Below are 16773 nucleotides of genomic sequence, written 5' to 3'. Positions count from 1 at the left end.
CACAAGGTTAGTTTTAAAATATATTATATATATGCAGAAAGTTTATCTGCTTCCAATTACCGTCTTTTTCATCTTTTTGTTTTTATACATCTTCTGATCGGCTGTATTCATCAGTTGTCTCATTACGCCATATGATGAAGGTGAATATTCGTAGCCGACCGAAATATGAATAGGCGAAAATGGCAGGGTGTTTGAAAATTCTTTCATTTCAGCGCAGACGTTCTTTATATATTGTTCAACTTCTACATTATCTTTATGGGGCATCATAATTATGAATTCATCTCCGCCAATTCTTGCAACAATCATTTCATCGTCTGCAAATTTCTTTAGACAATCTGCGGCTGCAGTAATTAACCGGTCCCCCATTTGATGGCCATATTCATCATTAATTTCTTTCAGGTCATCTAAGTCTGCGACAATTACAGATATAGGGATTGCCATTTCATTAAACTCTTGCTTTTTCAATTGGAAGTACTCTCTATTATACAAACCTGTTAATCCATCATGAGTCGATTTATACTCCAGCTGTTCCTGTAAAATATAATGACTATGCACGTTTCTGTAAACACCTTGCACTGCAATGAGTTTCCCGTCTTTGTAAACAGGTGTGGCATATTCTTCAAACCAGATGTATTCTCCCAAATGGTTTTGAAACCTTACTGTAATCGGTTTTTCAAAATTAAGTGTTCCCGATTGCTTCTCCCTTAAAATATCGAGGTCATCAGGATGAACAATGTCAAAGATTATATTCGGATTTTTCAAATGTTTTTCCAGCGAATTAGGCCCTAAATTACTATCTAAGCTTGGGCTTAAATAAAGGTATTTTAGCTTCGGGTAAACTTCACAATAATATAAAATATCCCGGATGCCTGCAGTCGTTTCAATCATCGGTTTAAATAATTCTAATTTTTGTTGTAACTTCATCTTTTCAGTGTACAGACGTAGACATAATACGATGAGGCAAATTAATATACCTCCTACAACAATCCCCATAAAAATGACCCGCTTTCAATTTAACTCTGCTATAGCTGATATAGTATTATTTTACTATAATTATAAATTGATTGTATCTATTAAACTCCCTAATAACAAGTTCTTTTTAGTATTTATCTATAGAGAAAATTTATTATAATTCAACGTTAAATATAGCCTTCAAAAATTAAAGCCACACTTCCCTTATAACGGTAAGTGCGGCTCTAATTATTTAAGCAATCCAATCCTCTTTCGGAATATCATTTGCTTCTTTCTTGCTATAGTATCGCCCTTTCGTCGCCAACCCTAAAATGACAGTCAGAATTGCTGCCATAAGCGCTGCAAAAAAGGCGGCAGTATTTTGCAGGAAAGTGCCCATATATCCGAGCGCCGCGATTGTACCGATTACAGTTGGGACAATCAAAGCAATGACACCAACCGGATTCCATTTAAACAGATTTTCCTGTCTGGATTCATAATAGCGCGGGCCGATTTTCAGCAATTTTTTGAGAACGAGTGCTTCCGTGACGAGAACGGCTGCCCAGCTCATCAGTGCTACACCTTGGAATGTCATCGCAATTTGAAGATGATCGACAATACCCCCAAGCATTAAGATCATCGCAACAACACCGCCCACTACGACCCAAAAACGGCGGCCGGGTGTAAAGCCAAACATGTTTTCAAAAAAGTTTGAGAGCGAAAGTGAGCTACTGTAAATATTCGTTATGTTAATACGGACCTGCGTCAGTACTGTGAACACGACCCCACCGAGCCCTAATAATGTCACGATATAAACGCCGGGATTAGCTTCAGCAAATTTTACACCGAACCAAATGCCAAGCCCGCCCATTACGCCAAAACAGAAGATTTGCGGAATAAAACCGATGGCAATAGAACCGATTTTCAAGTCTTTCGGTTTCAGGAAACGTGCATAATCCGAAGCAATCAAAGCCGTAAGCCCCATGATGCCGTGTTGCATTCCGATACATAACAATAATGCCGTACCGCCTATTTGAACACCTTCAGGTAGATAGGTCCAGAAATTTCCGGGGTTTAGTGATGGGGTATTAAAGGCAATAACAATGGCCGTAATGAGGAATATCCCAAAAATAGGCAATGACCATTTTTGAAGTTTGTCCAATTGTTTAATGCCAAACCAGTTTAACGGAATTACTAAGGAACCAAAGATGACAATTAAAAGCCAGACCGGAATCGCCGGAAAATATGCATGTACCGCAGCGACTAAAATCATGCCTTCAAATGCACAATACATAATAAAATTTGATGCGTATATTAATGAGGTTAATGAGGCTCCGATATAACCGAATCCTCCGCGGGATAATAAGTTGACGTTCATGCCGGACTTAGCCGATAAATAAACAATGATGCTTCCGAGAATACCTGCGACAATAATCGCATAACCGGCCGATATAAGAGCATTGACCGCTCCGAACTGTAGGGCCATGACGCTTCCCATCTGGAAATAGAAAATGGCAGTTGCAATGCCAAACGTAATATTAGTGATACTTAACCAGCCCATTTTGCGTTCTTCACGCGGAACTCGGTCAAACGTGTAGTCACTCGTTGCTTCTTCTTGATATAAGTCTTGTTCTCTTAAATTCTGATCTGCAATAATCTCAGATCTCATTCAATCAAATCCTTTCTGTACTTATACTTCTTTTGTTTCAAAGGAATGTTTATTAGAGGTGGATGGATCTTTTAAGGGAAGGGCGGTACGGGTAATCATCTGCAATTGATCCCTTTAATTCAGAAACAAAAAAAGAAATGATTTTTTACCGCGCAGATAGTTGTCGAGAGCGTAAGTTAAATAGCTCCATTAAATATTCTAACATAATTTGACGCAATCTTTTGCGACATTCATCCAAGTCGTTCTTTAGATCTACAGGAAACCCACTCTTTCCCATGCAATAAAAAAGCTCGAAAAACATAAAATCCCATTGTTTTCCGAGTTAATTAACAGGTGGCTACGGCCGGCTGCCTATTCTACATATTCTTTTACACTTACCGCAAAATGACTGTTTGGCAGATAGATAATTTCGAGCGGTTTCCCTTTCCAATTTGTTTCGTAATCCCTCCGGAAAATTTCCAAATTATACACATCGATTGTTAGCTCCTCAAATTCAAGCTTCATCAGTTTCGGAAGGCCATAATCGGGCGGTTCGTATTCCACACCGATCGGTACGGCTACCATCTCTTCAAATTCATTATTTTCATAAGCCACTTTATCTTTATAGAGTAGTGACGATGTTTCTGCAAAGGAGTAACCGATTCCGAGCATGATGACTGAAATGACTACGCAAATCATTTTTCCGAACCAGTTCTTTATTCCAAAAACCATCCCAGTGAACCCTATTCCAAAACAGATACTTACCCCCGCCGCCGCAAGGGCATTCATCATCTCATGAACAATAAAATGCTCTTCAATAAAAAAGGATACTCCCCACATAATGAAAGATGGCAATAAAATAATTAGGGCAATCAGCATAAAGACTGCCATTACGCCATCTCCTTTTTGATAACCAGGCCAAAGTGAGCGGCGTTTCTTTTTCTTATTCGTTTTATACGCTTGTTTAAAAACCAAATTCACTTCCTCCAAATTCTAAAGGTGAAACTATCATAAGATCAATTAGTTTCGTTAAGCTTTCTACGTTTTTAAGGATTCCTTAGTTTCTAAGTTTATAGATATATTTATAACATCATGAAAGAGTATAATTTTCCTAGCAAAACATTCTTCAGTATTGTTCAACCGGTAATGGTTCGGCCGTCTTTCCTACTCACCTAGCAATGCATAAAACTGATAGCCCATATACAGCGCCATAATCCAAATGATGACTGCCGATATTTTATTAAGGAAATTGAGGAATTTCCCGTTCCCGTCAATTTGTCCAATCTTTCTCCCGACAATGGCAAGCGACAGAAACCAAATCCATGATACAGCTATACAGGCCAAAGTAAACATCCATTTCTCATACCCTGTATAAGCTAATGAACTTGTTCCGATTACCCCAATTGTATCCAAAATAGCATGAGGGTTAAGTAGCGACACGGATGCAGCGAATGTTATTTGGCGTCTAGCAGAAAATCCTTTTTCTTCCCGCTTTGCATTTATCGCAGTATCGTCTTTCCAGATTACCCACCCCATATAGGCCAAGAAAAAGAACCCTACTAAAAACAGAGATATTTTTAACCATCCAAAACTAAAAACAATTACCGATACTCCCGCTACCGCTAAATAAATTAAAATCGTATCACAGATGCCTGCTGTTACAATGGCAGGCAGTGCTTTTGTAAATTTCCGTTGTGTAGCGCCTTGATTAAAAATAAACACATTTTGAACACCTAATGGCAAAATTAAGCCAAATGCCAATAGGATGCCATGAATTAATGGTTGCACGTTCATTCCTCCTATTTCCATTATTTAAGAATAACGTTGAAGGAATGATTTGTCTCCATCTATTGAAAAGGTTCGGGGGGATACTCCGTGAAGAAATTGCCTGGCGTTTTTATGAGTATCTTGACTTACCATTAATCGATAAATTAATGTAGTAAATAGAACATGATAGGCGATAAAGTTCGCCCTTAACCGCCTATAGACGAATGACTCCTGTCAGTTTAGTAAACTGGCGGGAGTCTGTTTTTATTTAAAGGAGGTTACTGAAATTGCAATTTTTTTTAATAGGAATCGGCGGTGCAGTTGGAGCTGCATTACGATATAGCGTATCCCTGCTTTTTTTAACAAATGAGACAACTGCCTTCCCTTTTGCAACAGTTGCAGTGAATTTGGCAGGCTGCTTTCTTCTAGGGGCGCTCTCTTCCGGTCTTGAACTAAAAATATTTATAAACCCTGACTATTTATCAGTACTTAAAACCGGGTTAATTGGTTCATTTACAACTTTCTCTACATTCAGTGTCGAAGTTATCCAGCTGCTGCAACATCACTTTTATTTTTCAGCTATTCTTTATATTTTCATTAGCGCCATCTTCGGTTTGATTTTCGCTGCGCTTGGCATGAAGATCGGAAAAAGCATTTCGGAAAGGGTGGAACCGGTATGATAAATTTCTTATTAGTGGCCGTTGGTGGATTTTTCGGAGCCATTTTCCGCGCTGTTATTTCTAAGCGGCTCAATCATACAAGCCAATTTGTTCATTTAGGAACTTTTACGGTAAATATGCTCGGCTCGTTTGCGTTGGGATTTTTGGTTAATATTCATCTTTATACAAATGCAAATCTAATTTTGGGAATCGGATTTTTAGGTGCGTTTACTACTTTCTCAACTTTTAAATTGGAAAGTGTGACACTCATCGGTTCAAAACAATGGAAGCAGTTTGTACTCTATTCTATCCTCACCTATACGGTCGGACTGTCCATTGCTTTTGCCGGCTTTTGGATGGCAAAAATGTATGTATCATAGTGTTTTATCCCACCTCTAATCATGATCGATTGTCAACCCGTTATGTTTATAAACAAATGACACGGGTAAATTTACATTGTGCAACATTCAGATGAGGAGGATGATAGAAATGGTAAAACATATTGTGGGGTATTATGATACAGAAGCAGAAGCGATTGATGCAATTGAGGATTTAAAACGACAAGGTTACCGTACTGAAGATATTTCAGTTATCAGTAAAAGCCAATCGGATGTTGATACAATTTCCGATGAAACAGGTGCAAACGTTGCAGAAGGTGCAGCTACAGGCGCTGCTGCGGGCGGGGCATTAGGCGGAATTGGTGGCGTGCTTGCAGGTCTTGGCGCATTGGTGATTCCAGGAATTGGCCCTATTGTCGGTGCGGGTCCAATCGTTGCAGGTATTACAGGCGCGGCTGCTGGTGCAGGTGTCGGCGGTTTGACTGGCGCTCTTATCGGAATGGGGATTCCAGAAGATGAGGCGACACGCTACAACGAACAATTTGAGTCTGGTAAAATTTTAATTATGGTAGATGAAGACACACGAGGTCCACTACGTGATTCAACACTTTTATAATACAACTACAGAAAGTCATTCCTGACGCGTCAGGATGGCTTTCTTTTTTTGTTCCTGCAGGAAGTAGATTTGCCCCTCCCCTGTTTCCTCATGTTTACAAATATCCCTCCAGGGTAAATTTCAATATACGAAAAGAGTTTTGAGAGGATGAGGGAAATGGCAAAACATGTTGTAGGATATTATGATACAGAAGCAGAGGCAATTGAAGCAATCGAGGATTTACAGCGACAAGGATACAGTTCTCAGGATATTTCAATCATCAGTAAAAACGTATCGGATGTAGATGCAATCTCCAATGAAACCGGTGCAAATGCTATGGAAGGTGCCGTTACCGGTGTTGCTGCCGGAGGAACATTAGGCGGTCTTGGCGGTGTTATTGTCGGACTTGGTGCACTTGCGATTCCAGGTATCGGCCCTATCGTTGCTGCCGGACCAATCGCTGCAGGGTTAACTGGAGTAGCAACCGGAGTAATGGTCGGTGGAATCGTCGGGGCATTAATCGGAATGGGGATTCCGGAAGACGAGGCAGAGCGCTACAACGAACAATTCGAAGCCGGCAAGATTCTAATCATGGTGGCAGAAGATAAACGCGGTTCAGGCACCATTTCATAAATATAATAAATTTGGCCATCCTATAAATCGGGATGGCTTTCCTGCTTTTATACAGTATTAAGGAAGAATTTTCACTGTACCCTATCAGTAGGTGAGCGCAAAAATTCATGGTATATTATTGAAGTTGCACTATTAAGTGTTATTTTACAAATGGAGGTTTTACGATGCTCAAAAATTTGCAAGATACAACAACATTAAATAACGGTGTTAAAATGCCTTGGTTAGGACTCGGTACATATTTAGTCGAGGAAGGACCTGAACTGCTTAATGCAGTGAAATTTGCCATTAAACACGGTTACCGCAGTATCGATACAGCTGCCGTTTATCAAAATGAAGAGGGCGTCGGCGAAGCGATTCGTGAGGCAATGAAAGAAACAGGTATTTCAAGAGAAGAACTATTCATCACTTCTAAAGTATGGAATACAGATTTAGGTTATGAAGAAACACTTGCTGCCTATGAAACAAGCTTAAAGAAATTAGGTCTTGAATACTTGGACTTATACCTTATTCACTGGGCAGTTGTAGATAAATATAAAGACGCATGGCGCGCGATGGAAACACTTTATAAAGAAGGTAAAGTGAAAGCGATCGGCGTTTGTAATTTCCAGGTTCATCATTTAGAAGACTTGATGAAAGATGCGGAAATCAAGCCGATGATCAATCAGGTGGAATACCACCCTCGCTTAGCTCAATCAGAAGTAAAAGCTTTCTGTGAAAACAATGATATTCAGTTTGAGGCATGGTCTCCGTTAATGCAGGCAAAATTATTGGACAATCCTCTATTAAACGAGTTGGCTACTAAATATAATAAAACCGTTTCCCAAGTCATTTTAAGATGGGATCTGCAAAATGGGGTTGTAACGATTCCAAAATCTACGAAAGAACATCGCATTGTAGAAAATGCCGATATTTTTGATTTTGAACTGACTCCTGAAGATATGGAACAGATTAATGGTCTTAATCAAGATTTACGTATTGGGCCGGATCCTGATCACTTCAGTTTTTAATTTAACTTCATTCAAAAAGCTGCCCTCGTCTTATTCCGAGGACAGCTTTTTTACTGAATAACATATACTTGATATTTTTTTCGAAAACAAGTAAACTATCAAAGTGCTCATTTATCCAAGTTAATAGTAACTGTATAACCTCAAGGATATGGCTTGAGGGTCTCTACCAGGAACCATAAAATCCTGATTACAGAAAATGATTTTTTTCATTTTTTGTAATCAGGATTTTTTTATTTTTCTCAAGAAAGGAAGTTAGACATACTATGAATTTCAAAGTTTTAATACTCGCATTATCCACGGTTGCGGTTGGATTGGTGGAATTAATCGTTGGAGGTATTCTCCCGATTATCGCAACTGATATGGATATTTCAATAAGCACTGCCGGACAGCTAATTACCGTATTTGCTCTTATTTATGCAATCGCTGGTCCAGTGTTACTCGTTTTAACGAGCAAAGTTGAACGGAAAAAGTTATATCTTATTTCGTTGTTTATTTTCTTCATCAGTAACATCATGATGTATTTCAGTGTGTCATTCACATTTATGATGGCAGCACGTATTTTAAGTGCGATGAGTACATCACTGATTACCGTGCTTTCTTTAATCATCGCTGCAAAAGTTGTTTCACCCGCGCATCGTGCGAAGGCACTTGGTTTCATTTATATGGGGATTAGTTCTTCGCTCGTACTAGGTGTACCGCTTGGCATTTTAATTTCCGATTATTTCGGATGGCGTGTAATTTTCCTAGGCATTGCGATTTTATCGGTAGGCTCATTTATCCTTATTTCAATCTTCTTAGAGAAGGTTCCAGGGGAAATGTCAATTCCACTTTCACAACAATTAAAGGCGGTTGCAAGCTCTAAAATCGGAAGTGCCCATCTTGCAACAATGTTTATGCTGGCAGGACACTATACGATGTATGCGTACTTCACACCGTTTCTGGAAACTGAATTAAGTCTGAATTCCAGCTGGATCAGTCTTTGCTACCTATTATTCGGGATTGCTGCAGTAAGTGGCGGGGCATTTGGCGGAACGCTTTCGGATAAAATCGGCGCACCGAAAAGTATTATTTTCGTTATTGTTTCATTTGCAGTCGTGCTATTCATCCTGCCATTCACGACTTTCTCGCTTATCATCTTCATACCAATTATGATGATTTGGGCAGCGCTAAGCTGGAGTTTATCACCACCACAGCAAAGCTACTTGATTCAGACAGATCCTGCTACATCCGATATTCAGCAAAGCTTTAATAACTCAGCTTTACAGATCGGAATTTCAATGGGGTCAGCCTTTGGTGGTATTGTCATCAATCAAACTTCTACAATCTCACACGCAGCTTGGTACGGGGGCGCACTTGTACTCATTGCGTTGGCATGCGCAGTCTTTTCTTTAACGAGAAAAACAACTGGAAGAGAAGAAAAAATTTCTACTTCGACTGTCCATCATTCGAATATTTAAAGTTAAAAGCACCAATCGTTTTATGAGCGAATGGTGCTTTTTCTTGTACTATTTATCATACATTTGTAAACCTGTAGATTGTTTCGTGCTTATAGGGAATTCCTTTTTTTAGAATAGAACTTGGCAAATGTTTATATTTTATGCTATTTGGTACGTTTTGTACTTCTAAACAAATACCTAAATAATTTTGTGCGGGCGCTTCCTTAAAAGAGTAGCCATTGCCGATTTTGCTGCCCGTATATACAACTAACGCTTGTTCATCCGTAATGATTGTAAGTTTGCGGCCACTTTCTTCCTCCGATAATTCGATTTCATTTTTCTGTAATAAAAATGGATGATCTATACCGCCGCTCGCCAGTTTAACTTGAGAAAAGTTACTATTAATGACTTCCTTCAAATATTTCTTTTCATTAAAATCAAATACTGTTCCAACTATATTTTCTATATTGCCCAGCGGTAACCCCTGCTTATCAAGATAAAGCATTTCTCTACTTCCAAATTTTAATGCATGCCCTTCGATCGTACGCTTTAAATTTCCGCTTAAATTAAAGTAACTATGATTTGTACAATTTAAAATGGTATCTGCATCGCTTATTCCTTCATATGAAATAATTAGCTCGTTACTGTTTGTTAACATATAGGTAATAGACATATTTAACTTTCCAGGAAAATCAATGGAATCGAAATTAAGATAGTATTTTACAAATTGTCCACGCGAGGAATCGCCTGTTTCAAATTGCCATAGCTGATTGTGAAAGCCGTCATTTCCACCGTGCAGTAAATGGTGTCCTTCATTTGGCCTCACTTGTAAGGAAACTCCATTGATTTCTATAAAAGCATCTTCAAGACGTCCTGCAAAAGGTCCAATCGCCGCACCAAAAAACTGTGGATACTGTTTATATTTTTCAGCCGTATCAAATGAACAAACGACATTCTCAATTATTCCGTTAGCATCGGGGGTAGCGATGGCTGTAATCGTACATCCTAATGTACAACTGCTTACATACATCCCATTCTGGTTTGTTAATATAACTTCATAAACAGGATGCTTGTTTACTTGTCCAAAAGGTCTAATTTCAATCATGGCAAATATAATCGGCTAATACAATTTGTTGATTTGTGATGACCGATTGCTGAATCGCATGCAAAATCCCCACATTTTTACGTGAATAATTATGCTGTATCGTCAGGGCTCTATTTGTACGTACAGCATCTGAGAAGTATTCCACCTCTTGCTTATATATGTCTCCGCCCGTTTGTTCGATACGTTCTGTCGTTAAAGTATTGATAGTAATTTGTCCATTCCCGCTCAGCCGGTCCGGTCTAAATGAATTCTTAACTTTGATAGTTCCCCTTGTCCCAACTATTTCATATTCATCTCGTTCTGTCATTTCAAAACTACAATCGATTATGCCATGGATTCCATTATCGAGTTCGACTATTCCAAATGCCGAAACATCAACAGTTGTTTTCGAATCTGGAATCCTTTTAAATGAAAGTGACTTAACTTCGTTTCCTAAAATGAGTTGCATTGCATGAACTGAATAACAGCCCAAGTCCCAGATGGCACCCCCACCCTTTTCAGCTTTCATACGAATATCACCTTTACGATCTGTTAAATAAAATGAGTGACTTGATTTATAAAGTTTTACCTCCCCAATTTCTCCAGAATCAATAATTTCTTTTACTCGTATATGCTGTGGATGGAATTGGTACATAAACGCTTCCATAAACTGTACATTCTCTTCATTACAAGCTGTCAGCATTTCTTCTAAATCCTTTTCGTTTAATGCAGCAGGTTTCTCACATAAAATATGCTTACCTGCCTTTGCTGCTTTAATGACCCACTCTTTATGTAAGTCATTTGGGAGCGGAATATAAATTACTTCTACCTCTTGATCATTTAATAATTCATCATAACTCTCATAAGCTCTTTCGATTCCTAAGTTTTCAGCAATCGCATGTACCTTTGGGCCACGGCTGGCAATCGCAATGACTTCTGCATTTTCAGCACGTCTTATAGCCGGAATTAATTGTGTTTGCGCTATATTTGCTGTACTTAAAATCCCCCATTTTACTGTGTTCATCGAGATTTCCTCCTTAGCGAAATAGTTTTAATTGTTCATTTAACGATTTTGTCTGAGTGTAAATTTGTTGATATATTGCATATAACTGATTGTATATTTCAACATTTTCAGGATTCGGTTCAAACTTCCCTTCTACTTGAACACATGCCTTAACAGCTTCTTCAAAATCTGTGTATAAATTCGCTCCTACCGCTGCAATCATGCACGCTCCGATACTCGGCCCTTGCTCATTTTTCAGTTTATACACCGTCACATTAAAAATATCTGCCTGCATCTGTAGCCAGACTGAACTTTTTGCACCACCGCCAATGGAAACCATTTCGGTAATATTTTTGCCCGAGGCACGGAAATTTTCTAATGAATCGCGCAGTGAAAAAATAATTCCCTCCATCACAGCCCGAGCAAAATGCAGCTTCGTATGTGCCGCATCAATGCCGATATAGCTTCCACGAATTGTAGAATCTGCATACGGTGTGCGTTCACCTACGAGATATGGTGTAAATAATAATCCGTTACTTCCGGGAGCTATTGTATCAATCCCTGCAAATATTTCCTCATAAGACTGCTCTTCCGCAAATCTTTCTTTAAACCAGCTAAGGGAATGCCCCGCCGACAACGTAACTCCCATTGTATAGTAGGCATCCTCTACAACATGGTTAAAATAGTGGACCTTTCCTTCAAAATCCTTTGTATTGGATTCCTCATATGATAATAAAACTCCCGATGTACCAATACTAACCATAGTCTTACCATCGGCCGCAACCCCTGAACCAATTGCACCGCACGCATTATCTGCACCACCCGCATAGATCTTAGTGGCAGTCGTCAATCCTGTGCTTTTCGCAAATTCCTCTGTCAATTGCCCAACTTCTGTTGCCGATGACACAAGAGGTGGGCATATTGCTAAATCAATTTCCAGCACTCCAGCAATTTCCTGACTCCATTCACTCTTTTCTATATCCAGTAATAATGTGCCTGCTGCATCGGAATAATCCATATGCAAATTTCCAGTCATCGCAAAACGCACATAATCCTTAGGTAATAGAAAAGTTTTGACCGCTTTAAAAATTTCCGGTTCATATTTCTTCACCCATAAAATTTTTGGTAGCGTAAAGCCTTCAAGAGCATTATTTTTAGTGATTCTAAGCAGATTATCCTGCCCAACCTGTTCAATAATTTGCTTACATTGCTCTGTTGTCCGCGTATCATTCCACAAGATGGCAGGTCGTAAAACATCATTATTTTCATCAAGTAGCACCAAGCCATGCATTTGACCAGAATAACTGATCCCTATAATAGTAGAGACATCTCCCGTAAACCGTTTAACGATTTCCTGAATCGCCTCTCTAGTTCCAGTTACCCAATCTTTTGGATTTTGCTCTGAGTAGCTTGGCTTTTCGTGAACAAGCGGATAGCTCCTTGATGCTTCATCGACAATGATTCCTTGCTCATTCATTAACAGGGCCTTTACTGCACTTGTTCCTAAGTCAATCCCGATTACATACTTCATTTTTCTACCTCCGCCCTTATACTGCATAAAAGGCTAGACCAAAAGTAAAAATCTTTTGCTCTAGCCCCAAAAAAGCCCATTTTCAACATTTATTCAGCTATAGCATTTAAAATGTACTGATTTATAATCATTTTCAATTTTTCTGTGCGACCAGAGCTGTTTTTAACTTCCCCAAGCCCTAAAGCATATTCTTCCAACTCCTTGAAGCCGACAGTCCCATCAACAATTTGTTTGCCGATTCCTTCGTTATAACTGCTATAGCGATTGTCTACGAAGTTTTCTAACACACCATCTTCCAATAGCTTATGGGCAACCTTCAGTCCGACTGCAAATGAGTCCATTCCAGCAATATGGGCATAAAACAAATCATCCTGCTCAAATGATCCACGGCGTACTTTTGCATCAAAGTTCAAACCGCCTTTTCCAAGACCCCCATTTTTCAAAATTTCGTACATTGCTAACGTATTTGTATAAAGGTCTGTAGGGAATTCATCTGTATCCCAGCCAAGTAGTGTATCACCTTGGTTGGCATCAACTGAGCCCAGCATGCCGTTAATACGTGCTGTATGTAATTCATGCTCGAATGTATGCCCCGCTAATGTTGCATGGTTTGCCTCAATATTAAATTTGAATTTTTCCTCTAATCCGTACGTACGCAAGAAGCCAATACCTGTAGCTACATCGAAGTCATATTGGTGCTTTGTCGGCTCTTTCGGCTTTGGTTCAATCAGGAATTGGCCTTCATAACCGATTTCTTTCGCATAATCTACTGCCATATTCAGGAATTTACCAAGGTTATCCTGCTCTAGCTTCATATTTGTATTAAGCAGTGTTTCATAGCCTTCACGACCACCCCAGAACACATAGTTTTCAGCGCCTAAACGCTTTGCTACTTCCAAGCCTTTTTTTACTTTTGCAGCGGAGTAGGCAAAAACATCTGCATTTGGTGAAGTCGCAGCACCGTGAACAAAGCGCGGATTTGAAAACATATTGGCTGTATTCCATAGGAGCTTTGTTTTAGATGTAGCCATGTATTTTTCCATCATGTCGATAATTTCATCCAGATTTTTATGTGATTCCGCCAATGATTGGCCTTCTGGTGCAACATCTACGTCATGGAAGCAGAAGAATGGCACATTCAACTTTTCATAGAATTCAAATGAAGCTTCTAAACGTGCCTTTGCTAGGTCCATGCCGGAAAATTTATCCCATGTACGCTCCATATTGCCCGCACCAAACGGATCTCCGCCATCATACGTAAAGGTATGCCAATAGGCTACGCCAAAACGTAAAATTTCTTCCATTGTTTTCCCGCCTACAACTTCCTCTGGATTGTAGTATTTAAAAGCTAAATCATTTGTTGATTTTGGTCCTTCATATTTGATTGCTGAAATTTTGCTGAAATATGACATATAAAATTCCCCCGATTTATTTATTTTTAGAAATAATGTCAACCCATACTGCCAAAATCAAGATCAAACCTTTTACGATATACTGCCAGTATGCGCCGATATTCATCATCGACATTCCGTTATCAATACTTGCCATAATTAGTGCACCTATAATTGCTCCAAAAATCTTACCTTTACCACCCATTAGTGAGGTGCCGCCAATTACACAGGCTGCGATGGCATCAAGTTCATAACTGTTCCCGGCAGATACTGTTGCCGCATTTAAACGTGCGGTTAATAACACACCCGCTACTCCCGCTAAAGCCCCCATGCTGACAAATACATAGAGCGTATTTCGTTTAATATTGATTCCCGATAACGCGGCAGCTTCCGGGTTGCCACCAATTGCATAAATCCGACGTCCAAATGCCGTTTTCGTTGTAATGAACATGAAAACAAGCGCAATTACCGCTACAATTAAAAACGGGATAGGAATACCTAAATAACGATTCAACATATACGTAATGACTACTAAAACAACAGAATAAACTGCCACTTTTCCATAATCGATTACAGAAGGCAATAATAATAAGCCCATTTCCTTACGCTTTCTACGACCATTTACCGTGAATGCTATCATTAAAATAACAGCTATAGCAGCTACAATATAACCTGGTATAAATGGTAAGTAACTGTTCCCGATTTGTTTAAAACTTGGATTTAATGATGAAATTGTTTGACCATCCGATAAACCAATTAAAACCCCTCGGAATATTAACATCCCGCCAAGCGTAACAATGAATGCTGGTACTGCTCGGTATGCAACCCACCATCCTTGCCATAATCCAATTAAACCGCCAATTATAATGGCTGCGAGGACAACAACTGGTGTACTCCACCCTTGCCAAACTTGCAGCATTGCGGCAATCCCACCTGTAACCCCTACTATTGAACCTACCGATAAATCGATGTGTCCTGCCACAATAACCAACGTCATCCCTACCGCAAGTACAGCTATGATAGACATCTGAGTAAATAAATTGGAAATATTACGAGAAGATAAAAATTCTCCTCCAGTAAAAAATGTGAAAATAATAGCAATACAAATTAAAGCAATAATTAAGGTATAGGATTGTAAATCGAATTTGAAGGATAATTTACTTTCTTTTTTAATCGTCTGTTCATTAATCACGTTTTTCCCCTCCAGTTGCACACATCATTACTTTTTCCTGAGTTGCTTCTTCTCTCGTAAATTCACCCGTAATTTCTCCTTCACACATAACAAGAATGCGATCTGACATTCCTAAAACTTCGGGCAGCTCAGATGAAATCAGAACAATCCCTACACCTTGTTGAACAAGCTCATTCATAATTTTATAAATTTCATATTTGGCACCAACATCAATTCCTCTAGTAGGCTCATCCAAGATTAATAGTTTTGGATTATTCATAATCCACTTACTCAAAACAACCTTTTGCTGGTTTCCACCACTTAGCTTACCTACCTCTATGTCGAGATTAGGTGCTTTTAATTTCATCTTAGTTGTAATCTCTTCTGCCGCTCTTACTTCAAGTGCCTGGCTAATCACATTTAGTTTCATTACCTTGTTTAATGCAATTAGTGTCGTATTTTTTGCGATATCCATTCCTAGCACTAGACCGTATCGCTTACGATCTTCCGATACATAAGCAAATCCCTCTTTAATGGCATCTGCTGGTGATTTAATTGTTACGGTTTTATTATTTAGTTTGACCGTACCTTCTTTTTTTCCGGGCATCCCGCCAAACAAACTAATAAATAGCTCTGAGCGACCTGCTCCCATCAAGCCGGAAAAGCCTACAATTTCACCCTTTTTTACATTGAAATTGATATTAGATACCACTTTTTTTCCTGATTTATTGTATGAAGTGTAATTTTCTACATGTAATACATTTTCATCGCTAATTTCGTGTACCTCATAAGGGAATAACTCCGTCAGTTCACGTCCAACCATCATTGTAATGATTTTTTCCTCAGTTAGATATTCGATGGAGTTCGTTGAAATTGTCTGACCATCACGTAAAATTGTTACAGAATCAGCAAGCTCCATAACTTCTCCTAATTTGTGCGAAATGTATATGCATGTTACACCTTGTTTTCGAAGTTCATTTAACAGCTTAATTAAAACAGCTACATCACTTTCTGTAAGAGCAGCTGTTGGCTCATCTAAAATTAAAATATCCGTTTCTTTCGTCAAAGCTTTTGCAATTTCAAGAAGTTGCTGCTTTCCTACAGTTAATTCGGATACCTTCATTTGCGGGTCCAGATCTAACCCAACCTTTTCAAGTGCTACCATCGACTTTTTATAAATCTCATTCCAATTAATAACGGGCGAGCGCATTAAATCATGTCCTAAAAATAAATTTTCAGCAATTGTCATTTCACCAACCAATGCCAGCTCCTGGTAAATAATTGCCACTCCTGCATCTTGGGACTCTTTAATGTTTTTGAAACTTGCTTCTTTACCTTTGATTAAAATTTTCCCACTATATGTGCCAGCCGGATAAACGCCGCTCAATACTTTCATCAAAGTCGACTTTCCTGCACCATTTTCACCACACAGGGCATGAATCTCACCTTTTCGGACTGAAAAAGTAACATTGTCCAGAGCCTTTACGCTTGGAAACTCTTTTGTTATTCCTTTCATTTCTAAAACATATTCAGTCATGTTTCCACCACCATTCTCGATA

16 protein-coding genes and 1 riboswitch are annotated in these 16773 nt (G+C 39.0%); of the genes, 6 read left to right on the top strand and 10 right to left on the bottom strand.

What is annotated here, in order from left to right:
- Positions 1 to 42 precede the first annotated feature (42 nt).
- The 4 genes from MKY71_RS00990 to MKY71_RS00975 all read right to left on the bottom strand — a co-directional run bounded on the left by MKY71_RS00990 (position 43) and on the right by MKY71_RS00975 (position 4387).
- Positions 43 to 993 carry a sensor domain-containing diguanylate cyclase gene (locus MKY71_RS00990; RefSeq protein ID WP_340731275.1) on the bottom strand — a complete coding sequence of 317 codons (951 nt, stop codon included), beginning with the start codon at positions 991 to 993 and terminating at the stop codon, positions 43 to 45.
- Positions 994 to 1204: 211 nt separating this feature from the next.
- The gene (locus tag MKY71_RS00985; protein WP_340731274.1) at positions 1205 to 2620 is read right to left on the bottom strand and encodes a purine-cytosine permease family protein; all 1416 of its coding nucleotides are present in this window, start codon (positions 2618 to 2620) and stop codon (positions 1205 to 1207) included.
- A gap of 351 nt (positions 2621 to 2971) precedes the next feature.
- Complete coding sequence (locus MKY71_RS00980; RefSeq protein ID WP_340731273.1) at positions 2972 to 3574, bottom strand: hypothetical protein; 603 nt, start codon at positions 3572 to 3574, stop codon at positions 2972 to 2974.
- Between the two features lie 189 nt (positions 3575 to 3763).
- Positions 3764 to 4387, bottom strand: a complete 624-nt coding sequence (locus tag MKY71_RS00975) for a LysE/ArgO family amino acid transporter (RefSeq protein WP_339174773.1) — start codon at positions 4385 to 4387, stop codon at positions 3764 to 3766.
- Between the two features lie 266 nt (positions 4388 to 4653).
- On the opposite strand from MKY71_RS00975, the gene crcB (MKY71_RS00970) reads away from it, so the two are divergent.
- From crcB (MKY71_RS00970) to MKY71_RS00945, 6 genes are all read left to right on the top strand, one after another.
- Positions 4654 to 5046 carry a fluoride efflux transporter CrcB gene (crcB, locus tag MKY71_RS00970; protein WP_340731272.1) on the top strand — a complete coding sequence of 131 codons (393 nt, stop codon included), beginning with the start codon at positions 4654 to 4656 and terminating at the stop codon, positions 5044 to 5046.
- Positions 5043 to 5405 carry a fluoride efflux transporter CrcB gene (gene crcB, locus MKY71_RS00965; protein WP_340731271.1) on the top strand — a complete coding sequence of 121 codons (363 nt, stop codon included), beginning with the start codon at positions 5043 to 5045 and terminating at the stop codon, positions 5403 to 5405. Before crcB (MKY71_RS00970) ends, crcB (MKY71_RS00965) begins: the two co-directional genes overlap by 4 nt.
- 109 nt (positions 5406 to 5514) lie before the next feature.
- Positions 5515 to 5979 carry a general stress protein gene (locus MKY71_RS00960; RefSeq protein WP_339174769.1) on the top strand — a complete coding sequence of 155 codons (465 nt, stop codon included), beginning with the start codon at positions 5515 to 5517 and terminating at the stop codon, positions 5977 to 5979.
- 156 nt (positions 5980 to 6135) lie between these two features.
- The gene (locus MKY71_RS00955) at positions 6136 to 6591 is read left to right on the top strand and encodes a general stress protein (RefSeq protein WP_339174767.1); all 456 of its coding nucleotides are present in this window, start codon (positions 6136 to 6138) and stop codon (positions 6589 to 6591) included.
- Between the two features lie 164 nt (positions 6592 to 6755).
- Positions 6756 to 7598 (top strand): aldo/keto reductase, encoded by an 843-nt coding sequence (locus tag MKY71_RS00950; RefSeq protein WP_340731270.1) that lies wholly within the window; start codon positions 6756 to 6758, stop codon positions 7596 to 7598.
- Between the two features lie 110 nt (positions 7599 to 7708).
- Positions 7709 to 7808: riboswitch (purine riboswitch) on the top strand.
- Between the two features lie 53 nt (positions 7809 to 7861).
- Positions 7862 to 9055, top strand: coding sequence for an MFS transporter (locus tag MKY71_RS00945; protein WP_340731269.1), 1194 nt, complete (start codon positions 7862 to 7864; stop codon positions 9053 to 9055).
- A 55-nt stretch (positions 9056 to 9110) separates the two neighbouring features.
- Here MKY71_RS00945 and MKY71_RS00940 read toward each other — a convergent pair whose 3' ends face one another.
- From MKY71_RS00940 to MKY71_RS00915, 6 genes are all read right to left on the bottom strand, one after another.
- Positions 9111 to 10139, bottom strand: a complete 1029-nt coding sequence (locus MKY71_RS00940) for an aldose epimerase family protein (RefSeq protein WP_340731268.1) — start codon at positions 10137 to 10139, stop codon at positions 9111 to 9113.
- Positions 10132 to 11142, bottom strand: a complete 1011-nt coding sequence (locus MKY71_RS00935) for a Gfo/Idh/MocA family protein (protein WP_340731267.1) — start codon at positions 11140 to 11142, stop codon at positions 10132 to 10134. Before MKY71_RS00935 ends, MKY71_RS00940 begins: the two co-directional genes overlap by 8 nt.
- Positions 11143 to 11155: 13 nt before the next feature.
- Positions 11156 to 12652, bottom strand: a complete 1497-nt coding sequence (gene xylB, locus MKY71_RS00930) for a xylulokinase (protein ID WP_340731266.1) — start codon at positions 12650 to 12652, stop codon at positions 11156 to 11158.
- Positions 12653 to 12741: 89 nt separating this feature from the next.
- Positions 12742 to 14064, bottom strand: coding sequence for a xylose isomerase (gene xylA / locus MKY71_RS00925; protein WP_340731265.1), 1323 nt, complete (start codon positions 14062 to 14064; stop codon positions 12742 to 12744).
- Between the two features lie 16 nt (positions 14065 to 14080).
- The gene (locus MKY71_RS00920; protein WP_340731264.1) at positions 14081 to 15235 is read right to left on the bottom strand and encodes a sugar ABC transporter permease; all 1155 of its coding nucleotides are present in this window, start codon (positions 15233 to 15235) and stop codon (positions 14081 to 14083) included.
- Entirely contained in the window at positions 15228 to 16751 is a 1524-nt protein-coding gene (locus tag MKY71_RS00915) for a xylose ABC transporter ATP-binding protein (protein WP_340731263.1), read from the bottom strand. Before MKY71_RS00915 ends, MKY71_RS00920 begins: the two co-directional genes overlap by 8 nt.
- Positions 16752 to 16773 lie beyond the last annotated feature (22 nt).

This window comes from Solibacillus sp. FSL W7-1324 (genome assembly GCF_038008025.1).
In the GTDB taxonomy this organism is placed as follows: domain Bacteria; phylum Bacillota; class Bacilli; order Bacillales_A; family Planococcaceae; genus Solibacillus.
Note: the sequence above shows the minus strand (reverse complement) of the source record. Positions and strands in the feature narration are given on the sequence as shown.

Excerpts from the sequence above, each read along its gene's own strand:
- MKY71_RS00990 (WP_340731275.1), bottom strand. The coding sequence starts at position 993 with ATGGGGATTGTTGTAGGAGGTATATTAATTTGCCTCATCGTATTATGT.
- MKY71_RS00985 (WP_340731274.1), bottom strand. The coding sequence starts at position 2,620 with ATGAGATCTGAGATTATTGCAGATCAGAATTTAAGAGAACAAGACTTA.
- crcB (WP_340731271.1), top strand. The coding sequence starts at position 5,043 with ATGATAAATTTCTTATTAGTGGCCGTTGGTGGATTTTTCGGAGCCATT.
- MKY71_RS00960 (WP_339174769.1), top strand. The coding sequence starts at position 5,515 with ATGGTAAAACATATTGTGGGGTATTATGATACAGAAGCAGAAGCGATT.
- MKY71_RS00955 (WP_339174767.1), top strand. The coding sequence starts at position 6,136 with ATGGCAAAACATGTTGTAGGATATTATGATACAGAAGCAGAGGCAATT.
- MKY71_RS00950 (WP_340731270.1), top strand. The coding sequence starts at position 6,756 with ATGCTCAAAAATTTGCAAGATACAACAACATTAAATAACGGTGTTAAA.
- MKY71_RS00945 (WP_340731269.1), top strand. The coding sequence starts at position 7,862 with ATGAATTTCAAAGTTTTAATACTCGCATTATCCACGGTTGCGGTTGGA.
- MKY71_RS00940 (WP_340731268.1), bottom strand. The coding sequence starts at position 10,139 with ATGATTGAAATTAGACCTTTTGGACAAGTAAACAAGCATCCTGTTTAT.
- MKY71_RS00935 (WP_340731267.1), bottom strand. The coding sequence starts at position 11,142 with ATGAACACAGTAAAATGGGGGATTTTAAGTACAGCAAATATAGCGCAA.
- xylB (WP_340731266.1), bottom strand. The coding sequence starts at position 12,652 with ATGAAGTATGTAATCGGGATTGACTTAGGAACAAGTGCAGTAAAGGCC.
- xylA (WP_340731265.1), bottom strand. The coding sequence starts at position 14,064 with ATGTCATATTTCAGCAAAATTTCAGCAATCAAATATGAAGGACCAAAA.
- MKY71_RS00915 (WP_340731263.1), bottom strand. The coding sequence starts at position 16,751 with ATGACTGAATATGTTTTAGAAATGAAAGGAATAACAAAAGAGTTTCCA.